Raw genomic sequence first — 18,511 nt, 5'->3', positions numbered from 1 at the left:
CGATATGAAAATAAAACTTATATTGGCCATAGGCGTTATGTTAGCAGCGTTGCTATGGTTCTTAAATGATGGAAAAGAAGAAAAATCAAAAACCACCGAAGACGACTGTTCCGGGGATCGGTTCTGTTCGTTTGAAGAGTTGACGGAAGTCTATGAGGAAGGAGAAGACTGGATTATTGCCACAAGTACGGAAGGGAATCAGCAATGGCTGGTCAGCGCAATCCATGGCGGTGGGATTGAAGAAACGACATCGTCCTTAGCTGATGCGATTGCGGGAAAATCTTTTCCCTATTACGCATTCAAAGGAAGATTAGCCTCTGATAATTTCAGAAACTTACATATCACCTCCACAAACTTTGATGAGCCTCAGGCGCTTGAAATGGTTGCAATGGCCGATCATCACATTTCCATTCACGGGGCAGGTGGAGATGAGCGAAAGACACTGATTGGCGGCCGGGATAAAGAGTTGATGAAAATCGTGAAGCGCCATTTAGAGGAAAAGGGATTTGCCGTCGAACAAGCTCCTGAACACCTGGACGGCGATCACCCTGACAATTACGTCAACAAGACGAAGACAGAGAAAGGCGTGCAGCTTGAGATCACACGCGGACAGAGGAAGGCGTTTTATAAGAATGGAGACATCAGTTACTCATCAAGGAAAGATGCTTCTAATGAGACGGAAGCCTTTAAAGCGTATGTAAAAGCGATAAAAAGGGCGATGGAAGAATACAAGGAATAACAGATGTAACGCTCCACCTCTGTGATGGAGCGTTTTCCTGTTGGGAATGATCAACTCAGCTATGATCCTTTTTCCCATTTGAAATCCGCATTCTCGATCATTTGTAAAAGGGAATTTTGTCCTTCCACTTCATATTCAGCGCCGAGATCCTCCCCATCCATACTCCCCATGATACGGAGCGCGTCATCCCCGACAATGATCCGAACCTCGTCTTCATAGGAATCCCCTTTCAAGTAGATGGAATAGAGATGGCGGGAGAGCCCCTCATCTGTAGTCACAAGCGTCATGCTCGAGGGGCTTTGCAGGATTTTTTTTATCTCTTCAAGGTTTTCAAGCGTGACGGATTTGAATCCCCTCTCCTTTTCATCATAGATTGTCATTTCCGTCACCACCTGTGCATCACTGATTTCATCAGGCATCGCTTCTTCGAATGTTGTAGTCGTTGGTTTGTTTACAAAATAAAACACAGCAGGAGTGACTAGGAAAAAAGTGATCACCATTCCTGTAACTATTCCTGCTTTTCTTCTATAGAGCAAGGATAAGAAGGCCAGTGACGCTGCCCCTAAAATGCTGATTAATAATATAACATTTCCAATTTCAACACCATCATCCAAATAAGCCCCTGACCATCCAACACCAAGCAGTGTCGCGACAGCTATGAACGGGAGTGCGATGAGCATGACTTTACGCAGACGTTCGTTTATCAAAAAATCCCTCCGTTAGTTGAGGTGAAGAACAGAATTTAACAGCGCTTTCTGCTACCCTGTGGTAACAATGAACTCCCTAATATAAGGAACCCTCTAGAATTTCCTTAATATTCCCCAAATGCTGGATAAGGGATAGTCCAGAAACAAAAACATAAAAACTGCTGAGGACTAGCACTTTCTTCATTGATCTCCCTTTGAGGACCTCCATCCCCAGCCAGAAGATTGCTACCATGATGGATGTGAAAAAGAGGTGATACTCCATAGCTTGACCCTCAATACGATCGGCCAGTGCTTCCGCTCTCCATTCATACCCTTCAGGTGGTTGATAGGTGACCCTCTCTTCTTCAAATCCCCACGTATTCAAAGACTGTACAACCACTGCGTTCTCCTGCTTTTCCACCACTTCATAACCGAGCGGAGAATACCCGAGTGGATAAGCGAGAAAATAGGATAAGAAAAATGCGGCCATAAGAAACGCTATGTAAAGTAGGACCCGACTTCCTTTATTCAACATTTCTTCACTCATGATCATACCTCCTTACCCGTATATCCTTCTCTTGAATTTCATTCCTTCTTATACGATTAAAGCAAGGAATCGTTTCACATCCTTTTTCAAATGCAAACAAAAAAGAGATTGAACCTTATGAATTCTCCCCTGCTTTCTTACGCACACGCCTTACACAATAAATGAATGACACATTCATTAGCTGAATTGTATTTCCACAAAGCTTCTCACATGATTCTTAGATCTCCTACTCATACTAACTTCAGGAGGAGTCTCGGATGAAAATTACCATTTTATCACTATGCTTATTAATCGCTGCACCGTTCATTCAAGAAGAGAATGTATCCATCACTTTTGACGGGGAACAATTGATGTCTGTGAACCGGGAAGACTTCACGGACGTGATGTTAGGCAAGCCCTTTGTGAATCAAGAGAAAGCCACCCAACTGGTGGAACAGCTGGAAGGAAAAATCTACCGTGAGCCAGTCCCTGCAAAAATCGGGAAAGCAGAGGAAATCATTCCCGGTAAGGCGGGGCGTAAAGTCGATCAACAAAAATTCACGGAAGATTTTTACCACTATCTGCACAGCACCGGGAAAGCTACAATCCATGTGCCTACAATTCCTGCTCACCCTAGAGTCGATGGTGAATTACTCGCAACCATCCGCACGAAACAGATCGGCCAATATGTAACCTATTTCAATAAAAATAATAAAGAACGCTCCCACAATATCCGTTTGGCTGCCGAAGCCCTGGACAGTCATGTCGTCTTTCCTGGCGAGGTCTTTTCTTTCAATAAAGTTGTAGGAAAAAGAACGGTGGAAAAGGGATACAAAAGAGCCCCGGTCATCGTCAAAGGTGAAGTGACAGAAGGCATTGGCGGTGGGATCTGCCAGTTGTCTTCCACACTGTTCAACTCCGTGGACTTAGCCGGAGTTGAGATTATGGAACGCTATTCGCATAGTAAACGTGTTCCTTATGTACCGGAAGGGCGAGATGCGACAGTGAGCTGGTATGGTCCCGATTTCACGTTTAAAAATCAGTATAATCAGCCTTTACTTATCCGCTCCAAGGTTTACGAGGGACAGATGATTGTCAAGATTTTTTCCTCTGACTCTATTGATATGGGTAAAAGAAAAGACGAGCACGAAGCTTCCTGACTGCGGACCTGTTTAGGCCGGAGTCATAAAAAAAGTGCCCGGTCCTTCTATAGGACGGGCACCTTCATGGATCGTGACGGTCTCATATCGTAAGCGAACCCCGAAACCCTCTGGCTTTATAGTAGGATTCTGCTCCATTGTGGTACACGAAAACATGATCGAAACGACGGTCACAAAAAAGCGCTCCCCCGAGTTCCCTGATTTCCTCCGGGGTATGTACCCAACTGGAAGTCTTCAAATCAAATTCCCCAAGTTCCTGTAAGGTTCTATACTGCTCTTCTGTCAACAGCTCGATCCCCATGGATTCGGCCATGGCCTCAGCGCTGGTTTCAGGCTTGTATTTCTTTCTCGACTCTAACGCCTTCTTATCGTAACAAACGCTCCTGCGTCCTTTCGGGCTTTCTTTTGAACAATCAAAAAAAATGTACACGTCCTCATCTTCGCAGCAAACGACGTCCGGCTCCCCTCCGGTTCTTTCCATTTCGTTGAGCGACCACAGCTTTTGAGGATGCTCTTCTAGCCTCACCTGGACTTTTTCCCAATTCAGATCTTCATGACGGCGCATATTTTTCTCAAATCGTGTTTTTAATACTAGGAATAACTCTTCCTTTTCCTGTTGGGAAAGCTCTTTTCCATGACTGACTTCCGCATTTTCTGCCATTTTGATTCCTCCCTATCTGATTTTATTAAAAATGGTTGTTGTATCTTTCAGTTTACTATAAAATAATGCAGACTTCCCGTCCGTTTGTCATAAAAAAGGAAAAGCCCGGAACCATAACGCGGTCCCGGGTCTTCTTCTTTTTACAAAAATACAAAATACATAATAAACAATCCACCAAGCGTGTACATGATCGGGTGGACCTGTTTCCAATCCCTTTTCGCGATCATGGCAAATGGATAAAGAATAAAGCCAAGCGCAATCCCTGTCGCGACACTAAACGTGAGCGGCATCATGATGATCGTGACGAATGCCGGCACGACGATTTCAAACCGACTCCAATCGATTTCTTTCACCTCTGTCGCCATAAGAGCACCGACGATGATCAGTGCAGGTGCCGTCACTTCTGGTGTAATGACACCAAGGACAGGCGAAAAGAACAACGCGATAAAGAAACAGATCGAGATGACAACGCTCGTAAATCCTGTACGGCCGCCGACAGCAACCCCAGCAGAAGATTCAACGAATGAAGCCGTCGTCGATGTTCCAAAAATCGCTCCCGCCACGCCTGAAGTAGAGTCAGCCAATAAGGCACGTCCTGCGTTCGGAATTTTGTTGTCCTTCATGATTCCAGCCTGACTGGCCACAGCAATGAGCGCCCCGGCTGTATCGAAGAAAGCGACAAACAAGAAAGTGAAAATAACAGCTAAGACTTCCGGTCTAAAGATATCTCCTAAATGCTGAAACACCACGCCGAAGGTTGGCTCAAGGCTTGGAATCTCCCCTACTACGGAGCTCGGCACATCCACTAAACCAACGATCATCCCTATGATGCTCGTAACGACAATCCCGTAAAAAATACCTCCACGAATGCCACGCACAAGCATCATCAGCGTTATGATAAACCCGAACGCAGCAAGAGCTGTCGTTGGAGAAGTCAACTGACCGATCGATACGAACGTTTCCTCGCTCCCGACAACGATGCCGGCATTTTTCAAACCAATGAATGCAATGAAAAAGCCGATGCCACCTGCAATCGCATGTTTCAAGTCTTTCGGAATCACATTGATGATTTTCTCGCGGATCTTCAAGAGACTCAAAATCATAAAGATGATTCCAGCGATGAAGACGCCGGTTAAAGCGACCTGCCATTCAATCCCCATCCCGATGACAACAGAAAAGGTGAAGAATGAATTGAGCCCCATACTCGGCGCAATTCCTACAGGAAAGTTGGCCATAAGCCCGATTAACAGCGATCCGACAATCGCAGATAAAGCGGTAGCCGTAAAGAGCGCTCCTTTATCCATCCCTGCCTGACTTAAAATGATCGGGTTGACGACTAATATATAGGCCATGGAAAGAAACGTCGTAATTCCAGCGAGCGTTTCTTTTTGAAAATTCGTTTCACGTTCTTTGAATTGAAAAAAGTTTCTCATGATGTCCCCTCCTACAAACGAAAAAAAGCACCGGTCATCTACCGGTGCTTTTACATAGGGAAAGAAACATAGACGTTCCTCCCCTTGTAGACGAGCTATTTCCGGTAGCTGGTAGAAACGTTCAGGCCGTATTCCTGAACTTATACAAGGTGCTGCATCTGTTTTTAATTATAGGGAGAATCATACCAACCCAATAGAGATGGGTCAATGAATATAGAAAATGTTCGGGAATTCACTTTTTTCTGATTTCTTAAATCATCTCTGCCTCCTCAACTCCCGGTCCTACCATATTCCATCCACCCTTCTCTCTTTCGCTTTCTCCTATGTTGGGAATAAGAGATTAAAATAAACAGATTTGTGGTAGAACTGTAAGATGGATAAATACAAGAAGTGATTCGATTCCATCAAGTGATAGGAGTGGCAAAATGAAAAAGCCGGACATACAACGTTATTTTTTTATGACCAAACGGGAAAGGCGGAATGAACTCAACCAAACACTATGGTTGATGCCCCTTCGTTATATCGGGGTAGCCCTTGCGTTATCAGTGCTGAGTGCTTTCTTTGATACTTATTTAGATATACATAAACATGTGCCGAATGGCATGGTGTTCAACGGAGCGACGACGAGGCTGTTAATTACGACACTTATTGGTGGCGTTTTAACTCTAAGCGCCTTTACAATCAACTCTTTGTTGGTGGCTTTGACTACCCTGAGCGGGCAGTTTTCCTCCCGTATGGTATTGAATTTCATCAGTGAACCTCCCACTCAACACGTGCTCGGAATTTTTAACGGGAGCTTCATTTATGTCCTATTAAATATTCTTTTCTTGAGCAATAGTTCTAATGAAGTGTATTTCGTTATCCCTCTGTTTTCCGTCATGGTCACTTTCGTGGCTGCTGTCACGTTCATCTATTTCGTAAACCATACTTCGACATGGCTTCAAGTCCACAACATTACATCGAATATGAAAAAGACCACCAGAAATACGATTAGGAGTTCATTATTAGAGGAAATCGGACCATACAGGAGCACAGTTGGAGAGGAATATAGTGAGGAAAGATGGGCCGATCGCGAAGTAAAGACCATTTATGCAAGGAGATCTGGACACCTGCAATCCGCTAATTTTCAAAAGATTATCGAAGAAGCTAAAAACGATGATATTGTCATTGAATTAAGAGTGTCGATTGGTCAATTTATTCTAGAGAATACTCCCCTTTTTGATTACAGGCAGGGCAGCCACACGTTTGATGAAGAAAAATATAGAAAGCTTGTTCGCGTGGATACGAAAAAAACCGAAATTCAAGACTTGGAGTTCGGGCTGGAAAAGTTAGTGGAAGTCGCTGTAAAAGGTTTGGGGAATAACGACCCGTTAACTGTGAACAACACATTGTATCAGATCACAGACTTGTTGAAAGAAATAGGGAACGCTACAAGCTTCTCACCGATTTTGGTAGACGATGAAAATCACGTAAGGTTGAGGCTCAAACACGATGGCTTTGATTATTTCCTTTATAAGAGTTACGGATATATTCGAGAATATGCCAGTCAAAATTCTACTGTCATTATCACAATCATGGAAATGCTCAGTCTTTTAGCAGAGTCCATGAATCGCAACGTTCACGATGACATTTGGGATTTCGCAGAGAGTACGATAAAAGGGTACCAAAAGTACTCTCTTTATAAAGAAGATTGTCATTACATCTTAAAACACTTAAAAGCAGTCGCTGCACATACCGATCACACTGAAGCATATCCACAATTAGAAGAAATGCTTTCGAAAAGGGTATTCTCATAGCTTACTGCTTCTTTGGAGGTGCCTGACCTCACTCTGCTAAAAGGATGACGTAGGAGAGGTCAGGCATCATCATTGGATCCATACTTTCATCAGTAAAAATCCCCATGATCATCATATACGTCTACAGCGGTGAAATTTATGATTTATAAAGTTTGTTTCGGTCCATCGGTTGTGGCGGTTTTTCCATCCATCCTCTTTCGATCATAAGCTTCTGCCCTTCATCCCCGAATTTCATGACATCGGCAATAAAGCGGCCGTATTGAACGGCTAAGTCCTTCCGCATTGAAACAGACAAGGCGTCTCCAAGCTTAGAAATAGCCACTTGGTTTGAAGCACTGATTAAAAACAGGATCAACCGTTCAGAAAACGGAGAAGTAGTCGAGTTTGTTACTTCTATAGGAACAGGTGAACCAATATGGTGATCGTTTTCTTTCAATAATTGATCGAGCGTTTCAATTTGGTTTTCCGCAAGTTTCTTCCCTTTTAATAAATAGTTCTTGATTTCCTTATCTTTCGTCACTTGTAAAAACCCAATCAAAAGGACAAGCCCCATCCCATTTCTCTCAATATCCTGGAAAATCTCTGCCAGCTCTAAGACGTTTAATGGTCTCTTTTCCCCTAACCACGTGTTGACTAACGAAGGTTGGTGCTCGATGAACTCCGCTTCTTTTGGATATTCGATCTTCGGAGGTCGGTCGAAGATTCCTTTGGAAAACATCAAGTTTAAGACTTTCCTATGTAATTCCGTTTCTCGGGATTGGCATTCCTCAAGCAACGCGTAGATATCCATTCGAGTAACTTTCGTCAAAGCGTTCGCATAATGAGGAATGGTGATTTGACCCCCTCGATAAACAAAACTCAAGGCATACAAGTCTGTAAATAAAGCGGGAGCAGAAAGGTCAACATCCTTATCCGAAAAACCTTTTGGAATAGGAAATTTTTCTTCATTAAAAATGGCTTCCACGTTTCCTATAGTATAGTCAACATTATTCAAAGCTTCTTCTACCATGGGTTTAATTTCAACATCTTGAAGATTTTGAAGAAAATGTTTATAAAAACAATAGACAGCCGTGCTTTGGATATAAGTTTTCCAAAGAATTGTAATGTCTGCTGAGGTTAACTTTACGAAATGATGCTTATCTTCCATGACGGCACCCTCCTATTGAATCATTCAAGAAATAGTATGTCCCATATAGGAAAATTAATTGCAATCCTCCCTACGCCACGAAAGCTTTCACTCAAAAGGCCGGTCACAGAATCTAAAAAGAGAGGAAGCCTAAAAGCCCCCTCTTCTTCCTCTTTCCTTTAAAAATCAGCCGGCAGTTTTTCTCTTCCCGGCAGGAAATATTCACTTAATGCTTGCTGTAAAGTAGCCAGCGTCTCTGTTTGCTGATTGAAGTTGACGCCACTATTTGTAATCTCCCGTACCGTTTCTTTCCTGAGCCCTGTAATGACCGTTTTACAGCCCATCATCGCTATACCGTCAAGGAGCTTCATCAATTCAATCGTACTTTCTTTATCCATCGCTGCAACACCGGATAAATCCATAATTAATGTTTCAATCCTCAATTCAGATACTTTGACTAACACTTTATCTTTGAGGGTTTCGATTCGGTTGGTATCCAGTGACCCAATAAGCGGGAGTATACAGATGGAGGCATCGATAGGAATGATGGGAACAGAAAGATTCTTCACGAGTTCCTGTTGCGCTGTAAGCAGAGAGTCCTTGTATGTAGAGAAACTGATGAAGAACGAATTCAGAAATTCATCGACGCGGTTATTGATCGCATGTTCCATTTGAAAGAAATAGCGGACTTGCTTATTCTCATTCATTTCATAAAATTTTTCAATCATGGCCCAAAGGGTTCTGCGGATGGCCTGGATCCATTCTAACTTGAATGACAGGTCAATAGCATGCGTCGCCCAGGCAATGCCTTCTTTTTTCGCAAAATTCCTTAAGGCTTCATCTTCGCCATCAATGATATAAAAAACAAGGTGGTGCGCATTGTTCACAAGATCGATGTTCCCTACCGTCAAAATATCATCAATCTTGTCTTTCACATTCACGGCTTCGTTCAGGAGGGTTTGTTCGAAGATTTGATTATTTTTCTCGAAGAATCCTTTTAATTGATCGGAGTAATCATATTTCAATTCCATGCTTTCACCCTTTCTTATTTTTTCACAGAAGGCTCTGTGATTATTTATTCGTTATCATACCACTTCTTTCACCTTCATGGTAGGAATAAAACCAGTATCCGGCCCGAACCCCTAAAAACGCTTTCATTCACTTAGACTGATGATTGATCACGATCGATAACTTATAATTGGCATGCCGGTTCAAATCTACCAGGAACTGATCCAATTGTTCATGAGAAACAAATCGGCACTCCAACATATAGCATCCCTCTCCACTGATTTTGTAATGATTCTCCACATGCTTCGTTTGGGTTTCAACAAAATTCAGATAAGGATGGTGCGAGGTACTTTGGGTCATAACCGTAATAAAAGCATGAACGGCATACCCGATCTTCTTCTTGTTCACTTTTACCGTATACCCCTCGACAACGCCTTGTTCTTCCAGCTTTGCCACCCTTGTCGCGGCCGCTTGTCCTGTCAAATGGACTTTATCTCCTAATTCTTTCATCGTCATCCGGCTGTTGTGTGTCAATTCCTGTATGATTTTCAAATCTGTATGATCCAGCATGTTGATTCTATCCTTTCATAAATCAAGTAAAAACACACAAAGACTTGATTTTATCTATGTCGTTCTCTGTTTAACTAAGTATAAAATAGACGTAGACCTTAGAAAAGGAGTTTTCAAATGGAGATCACACACATTCGAAATGCGACACTTATCGTAAAATACGCAGATAAAAAGTTTTTAATAGACCCTATGTTAGCAGACAAAGGTGCTTACCCTCCCTTTCCTGATTCGGTACGCCAGGATCAAAATAACCCATTGGTTCATTTACCCACTTCACTGGATCAAGTGATGAAGGATGTGGATGCGGTCATTGTCACCCATTTGCATTTGGATCACTTCGATGAGGCAGCTAAAAAAGTACTGCCAAAAGATATGAAAATGTTTGTTCAAAATGCAGAAGATGCGGCTGAAGTGAACAACAGCGTTTTCAAAATGTTGAAGTGCTTACAGAAGACACAGGCTTTCATGGCATCCAATTAACGAAGACAGCTGGAGAACATGGAAGGGGGGACATTCTCGAATTTGCCGGGAAAGTCTGTGGCGTCATCTTCAAACACCCGGATGAAAAAACATTATATGTTGCAGGAGACACCGTATGGTATGAAGGTGTGCAAAAAGAAATCGATCAGCACCAGCCGGATATTATCATAGTCAATGGCGGGGATAACCAATTCCATCAAGGGGGATCACTTGTCATGGGAAAAGAAGATATCCACGAAGTGCATAAAGCTTCCCCTGATGCCGAAATCATTGTCGTTCATATGGAAGCTGTTAACCACTGGACATTGTCGAGAAAAGAACTAAAAGATTATACGAATGACGTAGGGATGGACTCACATGTCAGAATTCCCGAAGATGGGGACTCGTATTCCTTTTGAAGAACCGTTCTATTTGTCTTGCCAGCATCCCATCCGTCAGGGACGCTGGCCTTTTTTCTACTCAATGGCGTCGGGACCAGATGACAACTGGAATGAGAAGAAGCGATAAGAGGCCCCCTCCGATAGATAAAATGGCGAAACTTGAATTCGCAGCTACCATTCCCGAAAGCGCACCTCCGGAAGCACCGGCTAAGGCAATAAACACATCAAGGGTCCCTTGTGTTTTCGCACGTGTTGCAGGCATAGTCGAATCCACAACTTGTGCGGTACCACTGATCAAACCGAAATTCCATCCCAACCCCAGCAATGAAAGGGCGACAATTAATAGAAACACAGAATCACTAGGTGCGGAAGCCGCTACTAAACCAGCCAGTAATAATATGATACCAGAAGCTATACTCATAGCTGTCCGCCCTATTTTATCAACCAATACCCCAGTGATCAGGGATGGAAGATACATCGCTCCAATATGAAAGCCGATGACCATTCCCACTTCACTCAAACCATGTCCATGATTTTTCATATGGACAGGGGTCATCGTCATGATGGCGACCATTACAAGCTGGGTTAACACCATAACCGTCGCCCCGACAGCAAGACCTTTTTTGTCTGAATGATTGTTTATAAGATCCGAACCCATGCGTTGATTGTTTTCTTTGTTATACGAAGCGATCTTTTTGGCCATATCCAGCGGATCCGGACGGAGCAGCATAAAAAGCACAGCGCCCGCCAGGATGTAAGCCGCTGCCGATAAAACAAATGGCCCTGCCAGTGCTGGAATTCCGATGGAACGAGCGATCTCCCCCATGATTCCGACTAAATTCGGTCCTGCTACAGCTCCAAATGTTGTCATGACCATTGTAATACTTACAGCCGTAGCCCGCTGCTTTTGACTTGCCAGGTCTGTCCCTGCATAACGGGCCTGCAAATTGGTCGCCGTACCCGCACCATAAATCAAAAGAGAAACAAATAAGAGAAGGACACTATGGAAAACGGCTGCAAACACTACCCCGATCGAACCAAGACCGCCTACAATAAACCCTGCCGATAAACCTGTGCGACGTCCATACCGCTGAGAAAGTCTTCCGACGATTAAAGCGGCTCCCGCCGATCCTAAAGTGAATAAAGCGGCCGGAACCCCAGCAAAAGCATCCGTACCGAGCATCTCCTGTGCTAACAAAGCCCCAACGGTAATCCCCGCCGCAAGACCAGCGCCACCAAATATTTGCGATATACTCACAACAACCAATACTTTTCTATACATTCTTTTTAACTGCTCAGGAGAAGCTATGTAATCCTGAACGGGATCCTTGATGCTTCCGGACATCTCCACACCTTCCCTCTTTGAAACATTAATAACAAAACGAAGCAGCTCTTGCATTCAACTAAATAATTGAATAGTTGTATATTAGTGAGAAATGGATCGATTGTCAATCTTTTTAAACCACCAATAAAGTACATCTTCTTCCCCCTTCTTGATCATGATTCTTTACATTACACATTCCCTAATGATATTATTCAACCATTCAGTTAAATAGTTAAATGTAAGGAGATGGAGTGTAAACATGGATGCAAGATCATTCAAAGATACCATCTACAATGAATTCGCCCGGATTGGAAAAGTTTTATCCAGCCCGAAACGATTGGAACTGCTCGATTTGCTTTCTCAATCACCGAAATCGGTCGAAGGGTTATCCAAAGAAACGAAAATGTCTATGGCTAATACATCAAAACACTTACAGGCATTACTGGACGCTCGTTTAGTGAGTTATAAAAAGGAAAAAAATTATGTCATTTATCAACTCGCAAACCCTGAAGTCACGGACCTTCTTTTCTCCTTAAAATCCATCGCCGAAGCACAAATGGCTGATGTGAATCTTTTACGGGAAAGCTTTATAAAAAGAGGCGAAGATCTGGAAACACTGGAGCTTGAGGACTGGGTCGAACGCAAGAAAGAGGAAAGCCACATACTGATTGATGTCCGCCCGAAAGCAGAGTATTTAAGCGGCCATCTGGATGGAGCGATTTCCATCCCTATGGAAGAGTTGAATGATTATATCCGTAATCTTCCGAAGGATAAAAAAGTGATTGCATACTGCCGCGGTCCATACTGTGTCTATGCAACCGAAGCGGTGGAGTATTTGAAAGCAGAAGGCTTTGATGCCGCCCGTTTGGAAGCAGGTATTCATGAGTGGAACCAATATAAAGAACATCATACCCACTAAACCGTAAGCCCGGTTGTGGAAGACTCCATTTCGAGATGTTTTCGGGTTCGTTGCCTTATTGGGATTCAGGGGTGGTTGGGAAGCTACTCGCTTTCCTGTGGGGATGACGGCAAGCCTCCTCGAGCTTCGCTCTGTGGGGTCTCGCCAGCCAATCCATTCCCACGGGAGTCTCGCAGCTTCCCAACCACCCCATTCGATGTATGTGAGAAACGAACCTCAATACCTCAAAAGAGTGTCTTCCACTAACCCGGTACTATTAGTATAAAGCACTTCTGAACTTGCTTTTACGTTCTAAATTCCTAGTGGGAAGAGGTGTTTATGATCCGCATCCTTCTATCATACAATCTGTTTTCAAAAGTGGTTTCGAGACATTGATATGGCAAAGGGATTGAGAAAACTCTCGTGGAAAGCGACAACTAGGCAGGGTCCTATAAGAGGGATTTCGAGAACCTCATATGGTAAAGGGGCGGAGGGAAACGGTGAGACTCCTATGGGTTGTGCGGGAAAGCTGAGACCCCGGAAGGCGTAGCCTGAGGAGGCTCAGCGCCCGCCCCATGGAAAGCGAACTGTTTCCCGGAGCTCCTAGAATCACAAAACCATCTCGAAACTGAATCTTAACCAATAATGCCAAATCCTTTAATAACTAATTATTAGCAACGAAAAAAATAAAGCACCTGATTGACTCCATCAGGTGCTTTTAAAGAAGGGATACCCTATGAGAAATGTGCAAGTAGGTGTTAGAGAAAATATTGTTCAATTTGTGTTACTGGTGGTGATCAACCTGTTCGTCGGGTCTATGGTCGGTTTGGAAAGGACCATTCTGCCGATTATAGGAGAAGAACGATTCGGATTGGCATCCATGAGTGCCGCCTTATCCTTTATTGTCAGCTTTGGTTTTTCAAAAGCGATCGTCAATTTCTTCGCAGGGGACCTGGCCGATCGGATGGGAAGAAAACAGGTGCTGCTCGTTGGCTGGGGAATCGGGTTAATCGTTCCGATCCTGGTGATTTTCGCTCATGCCTGGTGGGTTGTCATTGTCGCCAACATCTTTTTAGGGATTAACCAAGCACTCACATGGTCGATGACCGTAAACATGAAGGTCGATCTCGCTAAATCCACACAGCGGGGATTAGCTGTCGGCTTCAACGAATTTGCCGGCTACATCGGTGTAGCGATTATGGCCGTTGTGTCAGGGTATGTGGCTTCTACTTATTCATTGAGTCCGGAACCCTTCTACATTGGAATTGTCCTCGTCATCATTGGATTTATTTTATCTCTTATTGTCCAAAATACGGATCAGCATGTGAAAACACAGGCAAAACAACACAAGGTCGAGTCTGACCCTGTTTCCACTTGGGAAGTGTTTAAGCGTACCTCATGGAAAAACCCTGATTTAGCAAGCAACAGCTTAGCTGGTCTGACGACGAACTTAAAAGACGGCATGGCATGGGGACTGTTCCCGATCTTTCTTGCTGCTGGTGGCTTGAATGTCGGTCAGATCGGTACAGTGGTTGCGGTATATCCAGCAGCCTGGGGGTTGTTTCAATTATTCACAGGGGTTTGGAGCGATAAAATCGGACGTAAAAAATTGATTGTACCGGGAATGTTTGTTCAGGCATTCGCGTTATGGTTCATCTTGCTCGTGGATAGCTATTCCCTTTGGATTATCGGTGCCGCCCTGCTTGGTATAGGTACAGCCATGGTTTATCCGACCATTCTCGCTTCCATAAGCGATTTAGCCCATCCAGAATGGCGCGCCACATCCATGGGTGTTTACAGGTTTTGGAGAGACAGTGGCTACGCCTTTGGTGCACTGATTGCCGGAATCATTGCCGACATGATCAATGTCGACTGGGCCATCGGTCTTGTCGCCGTTCTACCGCTTGTAGCCGGAATCATCGCCTGGACGAAAATGAAAGAAACGCTTCAAGCTTCAGTATAAGCCAAAAGCCAACCCGGCTCTGTTTTTTCAAGAAGAGCCGGGTTGGCTTTTTTATGACAAAACATTCCAAATTTATGTTTTCTATACCAAATTAAGGGAATATTCTTACTATTGCCTCTATTTCTCACAGCTTAGGTGTCGTGAACGTATCGTTTGGTATTTCAAATCCCCTTAAGGAGGAGAAGCATGACAAATAACCGGGCAGTAGCGTACACAGGAAATGGTGGAGTGACGGTGAAAGACATTGATTTTCCAGAGTTGGTACTCAGAGACGGACCAGGAGTAAACCCGCAGAATGTCGGCAGGAAATGTGAACACGGGGTTATTTTGAAAGTGGTTTCGACGAATATTTGCGGCAGTGATCAGCACATGGTCCGCGGAAGGACGACGGCTCCGGAAGGACTTGTGCTCGGACATGAAATTACAGGTGAAGTGATTGAAACCGGACGAGATGTCGAGTTTGTTAAAAAGGGCGACCTCGTTTCGGTTCCTTTTAACATTGCCTGTGGTCGCTGCCGGAACTGTATTGAAGGAAAAACCCACATTTGCTTACACGTAAACCCTGACAGACCAGGTTCCGCTTATGGCTATGTCGATATGGGAGGCTGGGTCGGCGGGCAGGCTGAATATGTCATGGTTCCTTATGCCGATTTCCAAGTACTGAAATTCCCAGATAAAGACGAAGCCATGGAAAAAATGCTCGACCTCACAATGCTTTCGGACATCTTCCCTACCGGATTTCACGGCGCCTATACAGCTGGAGTGAAAATGGGATCGACGGTTTATGTCGCCGGTGCAGGTCCTGTAGGCTTAGCGGCCGCCCACTCCGCCCAATTACTTGGAGCTTCTGTTGTCATCGTAGGGGATTTGATAGAAGAACGGTTGGCCCAGGCACGCAGCTTTGGCTGTGAAACGATCAACATTAGTAAGCATGATGACATTTCCGAACAGATTGAGCAGATTCTCGGGGTTCCGGAGGTGGATGCAGCCGTGGACTGTGTCGGTTTCGAAGCGCATGGACATAACCACCAGGAAGCTCCCTCCGCTGTCCTTAATGACATTATGGATGCGACCAAAGCTGGCGGAGGTTTAGGCATCCCCGGTCTTTATGTAACCGAAGACCCAGGCGCCTCTGATGAAGATGCCCGCAGAGGCTCATTGAAGCTTGACTTCGGTCTCGGGTGGGCAAAAGCTCAATCTTTTGCGACAGGGCAAACACCTGTCATGCAATATCATCACGGATTGATGATGTCGATCTTGAAAGGAAAAGCAGACATCGCAAAAGCCGTAAATGCTACAGTGATTCGTTTAGAAGACGCTCCACGTGGTTATGAGGAATTTGACAGCGGGGTAGCGAAAAAATTCGTTCTTGACCCGCACAACCTGATCCGCAGCTAATGATTGAACGTCTCCGTCCTCTATAGAGGATGGAGACGTTTTTTGCCTTTTCAACACCCTCCCTAAGTAGGAATGGGTTCTCTACATACGGGGCGCCATAAAAAAGAATAGATATCAAAAAAAGCTGACTAGTACATCTAGTCAGCTTCCCCCCATCATTCATGTGGCTACCTTTTCTTTCAATGCTTTCACTGTACCGGTATGGACTCCTTCATGGTATAAGGTGAAGTTAAGGATTTCTCCTACCGTTGGCAAAGATAAGAAAGCTTGTGCCGCTTCGTCTTCCAACTGTCCAGTCAGTAATTCCTTCAGTTGCACCGGCTGCTCCTGAAGCACTTGCTTCAGCTCATCAAGAGAAGGAACCTCCCCCTGCCAATCAGCTGGTTTTGTTCCTGGTGCGAACAACTCTATGTAACGGGATGGGGTTTCAATAGTTTTACCTCCAAACTTAGCCAGCAATGAGTTTTGCACAACGTATATGTGTCCGAGGTTCCAGCGGATCGTGTTTTTGAATCCTTCTGGTTGTTCATCTGCCTCTTCCTCTGTGACACTTTCCAATATCTTTAATGTTGCTTGTCTTACCAAGTTGATTTGTTCAAACAGCTGTTCTTCATTCATATGAACATCTCCCTTCTTCCCTATTATTCTAGCTGCCTCCCCTGCTATTCACAACTAAACTGCTCGGGTCAAAGACCATGGCCTTTCTAGAAAATACAGGAGATCTCACGCTATATTTCCAGATTTAAAAAACAGAAATCTCCCATTCATCTTTCAGGAGATTTCTCTATGTGAAAAGGGTCATGTTCTTTATATTTAAGTATGCATATTTCCAACAAGCCAGCTTTTCGGTCGATAAAAACCAACAGGAATTTGAATGAGCGTCGTTTCTCCGGAGCACTCCAACTGATACATCTGATCACAAGCCTTCCCATCATACCCAAGCAGCGGATGGCCGTTCATACCAAGGGCACTGGCGGTTAACAACAATTTTTGAAGGAGCATGCCTGCTTCCATCTGCTGAATCCGGTATCCCCTGTACCCGAGTTCCTTTTTGTAATGAGTTCGTTCACCTACGATATGAAAACAGATTGGCACTTGATGGAGATTGACGTTATCGACTTTCATCGCTTTCTGCAACGGGAGACGGAAATCACCTTGACGTATTTCAATCAACGAATGGGTCCGCGCATGATATCGATAGGCGCCGTCAGCCAACCCTTCCACACCATGAAAACATCCATAAATAGAAAGAGAGGATCGACCACTTTTTGTATAAAGGTCTGTATGGGATGTTTGGACTGTTTCCTTAAGAAGCATAGCAATATACTTTAATGGAATCGTTTGTTTGATAAAGTCCAGTTCTGGCGAGTGCCGCTTCCGGCAGACTTCAGCCAGGTCGTAGGTCAATGGTTCAACTTCCGGTAACGGGTGGCTGCGGTAAAAATCCCGAACCTCCTCTTTTTCTTTTAAAAGCCCGAACTGCGCTGGAGAGTCGAACATGGAATGCTGGTTCATTTTTTTAATGTACGGGAAGTCCAGAACCTTGTTTGAACGTTGATAATGGCTCGTGTGAACGACGGGGATTTCTCTGCCCCCTTCAGTTGCTGCCCATGGATTAAAAAAGGAAGAGGTCCGATCTGCAAATGGAATAACGGCATAGATGCTCTCCTCCTCATCATCCAGGCCAAGCAGGTGGTTGATGGAGCGATCCACAAATTGAAAGTGTACGTTAGTAAAAAACCTCGCACATGAACCCACTTCCCGGCATTGACCGAGCAGTGCCCCTGCATCGAGGCCTTGAAGACGATAGGCGAAGTGGTTGTATTTGAAAAAGTTTTTCCAGAACATCGTCGTCACGAACAGAACACCCTTCGCTTCGGACAGATCAGATCGGTTTCCAAGAGCCTCTGTTATATACAAATCGAAATTCCCCTCACGAATCAAAAGCAGACGGTGGTGTGCGGCATCATAATGGTAGACGCCGTCCGGAAACCCTTCCATTTTTAAATACATATACAATTCACTCGGATACAATCCTCCCCCCGAAGGGACGAACCGTCGGAAGGCATGGATGGTTTCGGGGTGGGACCCGTCTGCTGAGGGAACCGCTGTTTCACTGTAGCGGGCAAGCCCGTACGTGTACCAGAGAAAAGCGCTGAGCCTCGTACGTTCACTCTTTGAAGCTAAATCATCTTCCTCCTGTAACGACAGCGGAATTTCACTGTCGAGCGGAACCTCCTGTAAACGCTCGTAGAGTTTATAAGGGAGCGGAGCATCCTCCCATGCCGCTTCCCAATCGGCCGGGATGACCCGATCACTCTGAAATTGTAAATCATGCAAGAACCTGTCAAGATCCATCACAA

General features: G+C 44.5%; 16 protein-coding genes, 1 pseudogene and 1 riboswitch. Of the genes and pseudogenes, 7 read left to right on the top strand and 10 right to left on the bottom strand.

Annotated features, from left to right (window positions below; genetic code table 11):
* Positions 1 to 4 precede the first annotated feature (4 nt).
* Complete coding sequence (locus BLS23_RS03285) at positions 5 to 739, top strand: poly-gamma-glutamate hydrolase family protein (RefSeq protein ID WP_089651095.1); 735 nt, start codon at positions 5 to 7, stop codon at positions 737 to 739.
* 59 nt (positions 740 to 798) lie between these two features.
* On the opposite strand, the gene BLS23_RS03280 is transcribed toward BLS23_RS03285, so the two are convergent.
* Positions 799 to 1,446, bottom strand: a complete 648-nt coding sequence (locus BLS23_RS03280) for a hypothetical protein (protein WP_089651094.1) — start codon at positions 1,444 to 1,446, stop codon at positions 799 to 801.
* A gap of 76 nt (positions 1,447 to 1,522) precedes the next feature.
* A complete protein-coding gene (locus BLS23_RS03275; protein WP_089651093.1) occupies positions 1,523 to 1,972 on the bottom strand; it encodes a hypothetical protein in 450 nt (149 codons plus the stop codon).
* A gap of 257 nt (positions 1,973 to 2,229) precedes the next feature.
* On the opposite strand from BLS23_RS03275, the gene BLS23_RS03270 reads away from it, so the two are divergent.
* Positions 2,230 to 3,111, top strand: coding sequence for a VanW family protein (locus tag BLS23_RS03270; RefSeq protein ID WP_089651092.1), 882 nt, complete (start codon positions 2,230 to 2,232; stop codon positions 3,109 to 3,111).
* Positions 3,112 to 3,193: 82 nt separating this feature from the next.
* Here the strand turns inward: BLS23_RS03270 and BLS23_RS03265 are convergent, their stop codons facing one another.
* Both BLS23_RS03265 and BLS23_RS03260 read right to left on the bottom strand, forming a co-directional pair.
* Positions 3,194 to 3,772, bottom strand: coding sequence for a DUF4256 domain-containing protein (locus BLS23_RS03265; protein WP_089651091.1), 579 nt, complete (start codon positions 3,770 to 3,772; stop codon positions 3,194 to 3,196).
* Positions 3,773 to 3,912: 140 nt separating this feature from the next.
* Complete coding sequence (locus BLS23_RS03260) at positions 3,913 to 5,205, bottom strand: NCS2 family permease (RefSeq protein ID WP_089651090.1); 1,293 nt, start codon at positions 5,203 to 5,205, stop codon at positions 3,913 to 3,915.
* Between the two features lie 67 nt (positions 5,206 to 5,272).
* A riboswitch (purine riboswitch) is annotated at positions 5,273 to 5,373 on the bottom strand.
* 257 nt (positions 5,374 to 5,630) lie between these two features.
* Between BLS23_RS03260 and BLS23_RS03255 the strand changes: the two genes are divergently transcribed.
* On the top strand, positions 5,631 to 7,001 hold the full coding sequence (locus tag BLS23_RS03255; RefSeq protein ID WP_089651089.1) for a DUF2254 domain-containing protein: 1,371 nt from the start codon (positions 5,631 to 5,633) through the stop codon (positions 6,999 to 7,001).
* Positions 7,002 to 7,137: 136 nt separating this feature from the next.
* Here the strand turns inward: BLS23_RS03255 and BLS23_RS03250 are convergent, their stop codons facing one another.
* From BLS23_RS03250 to BLS23_RS03240, 3 genes are all read right to left on the bottom strand, one after another.
* Positions 7,138 to 8,148: a DUF3231 family protein gene (locus BLS23_RS03250; protein WP_089651088.1), complete on the bottom strand. Its 1,011-nt coding sequence runs from the start codon at positions 8,146 to 8,148 to the stop codon at positions 7,138 to 7,140.
* Between the two features lie 158 nt (positions 8,149 to 8,306).
* A complete protein-coding gene (locus BLS23_RS03245) occupies positions 8,307 to 9,158 on the bottom strand; it encodes an STAS domain-containing protein (protein WP_089651087.1) in 852 nt (283 codons plus the stop codon).
* A 127-nt stretch (positions 9,159 to 9,285) separates the two neighbouring features.
* Entirely contained in the window at positions 9,286 to 9,705 is a 420-nt protein-coding gene (locus BLS23_RS03240; protein ID WP_089651086.1) for an Lrp/AsnC family transcriptional regulator, read from the bottom strand.
* Between the two features lie 117 nt (positions 9,706 to 9,822).
* Here BLS23_RS03240 and BLS23_RS03235 point away from each other — a divergent pair.
* Positions 9,823 to 10,583: pseudogene (locus BLS23_RS03235) on the top strand (MBL fold metallo-hydrolase).
* Between the two features lie 61 nt (positions 10,584 to 10,644).
* On the opposite strand, the gene BLS23_RS03230 reads toward BLS23_RS03235, so the two are convergent.
* Positions 10,645 to 11,910 carry an MFS transporter gene (locus BLS23_RS03230; RefSeq protein ID WP_089651137.1) on the bottom strand — a complete coding sequence of 422 codons (1,266 nt, stop codon included), beginning with the start codon at positions 11,908 to 11,910 and terminating at the stop codon, positions 10,645 to 10,647.
* A 238-nt stretch (positions 11,911 to 12,148) separates the two neighbouring features.
* Here BLS23_RS03230 and BLS23_RS03225 point away from each other — a divergent pair, with 238 nt between their 5' ends.
* The 3 genes from BLS23_RS03225 (at position 12,149) to fdhA (ending at position 16,148) form a co-directional block, all read left to right on the top strand.
* Positions 12,149 to 12,808, top strand: a complete 660-nt coding sequence (locus tag BLS23_RS03225) for an ArsR/SmtB family transcription factor (protein ID WP_089651085.1) — start codon at positions 12,149 to 12,151, stop codon at positions 12,806 to 12,808.
* Between the two features lie 715 nt (positions 12,809 to 13,523).
* Entirely contained in the window at positions 13,524 to 14,750 is a 1,227-nt protein-coding gene (locus BLS23_RS03220; RefSeq protein WP_089651084.1) for an MFS transporter, read from the top strand.
* A 186-nt stretch (positions 14,751 to 14,936) separates the two neighbouring features.
* The gene (fdhA, locus tag BLS23_RS03215; RefSeq protein ID WP_089651083.1) at positions 14,937 to 16,148 is read left to right on the top strand and encodes a formaldehyde dehydrogenase, glutathione-independent; all 1,212 of its coding nucleotides are present in this window, start codon (positions 14,937 to 14,939) and stop codon (positions 16,146 to 16,148) included.
* A gap of 159 nt (positions 16,149 to 16,307) precedes the next feature.
* Here the strand turns inward: fdhA and BLS23_RS03210 are convergent, their stop codons facing one another.
* A complete protein-coding gene (locus BLS23_RS03210) occupies positions 16,308 to 16,766 on the bottom strand; it encodes a DinB family protein (protein ID WP_089651082.1) in 459 nt (152 codons plus the stop codon).
* Between the two features lie 195 nt (positions 16,767 to 16,961).
* Positions 16,962 to 18,506: a SagB/ThcOx family dehydrogenase gene (locus tag BLS23_RS03205; RefSeq protein WP_089651081.1), complete on the bottom strand. Its 1,545-nt coding sequence runs from the start codon at positions 18,504 to 18,506 to the stop codon at positions 16,962 to 16,964.
* Between the last annotated feature and the right edge of the window lie 5 nt (positions 18,507 to 18,511).

The sequence above is a fragment of the Halobacillus aidingensis genome (assembly GCF_900104185.1).
Classification (GTDB): Bacteria; Bacillota; Bacilli; order Bacillales; family Halobacillaceae; genus Halobacillus; species Halobacillus aidingensis.
This window is presented reverse-complemented; position numbering and strand designations above follow the sequence as displayed.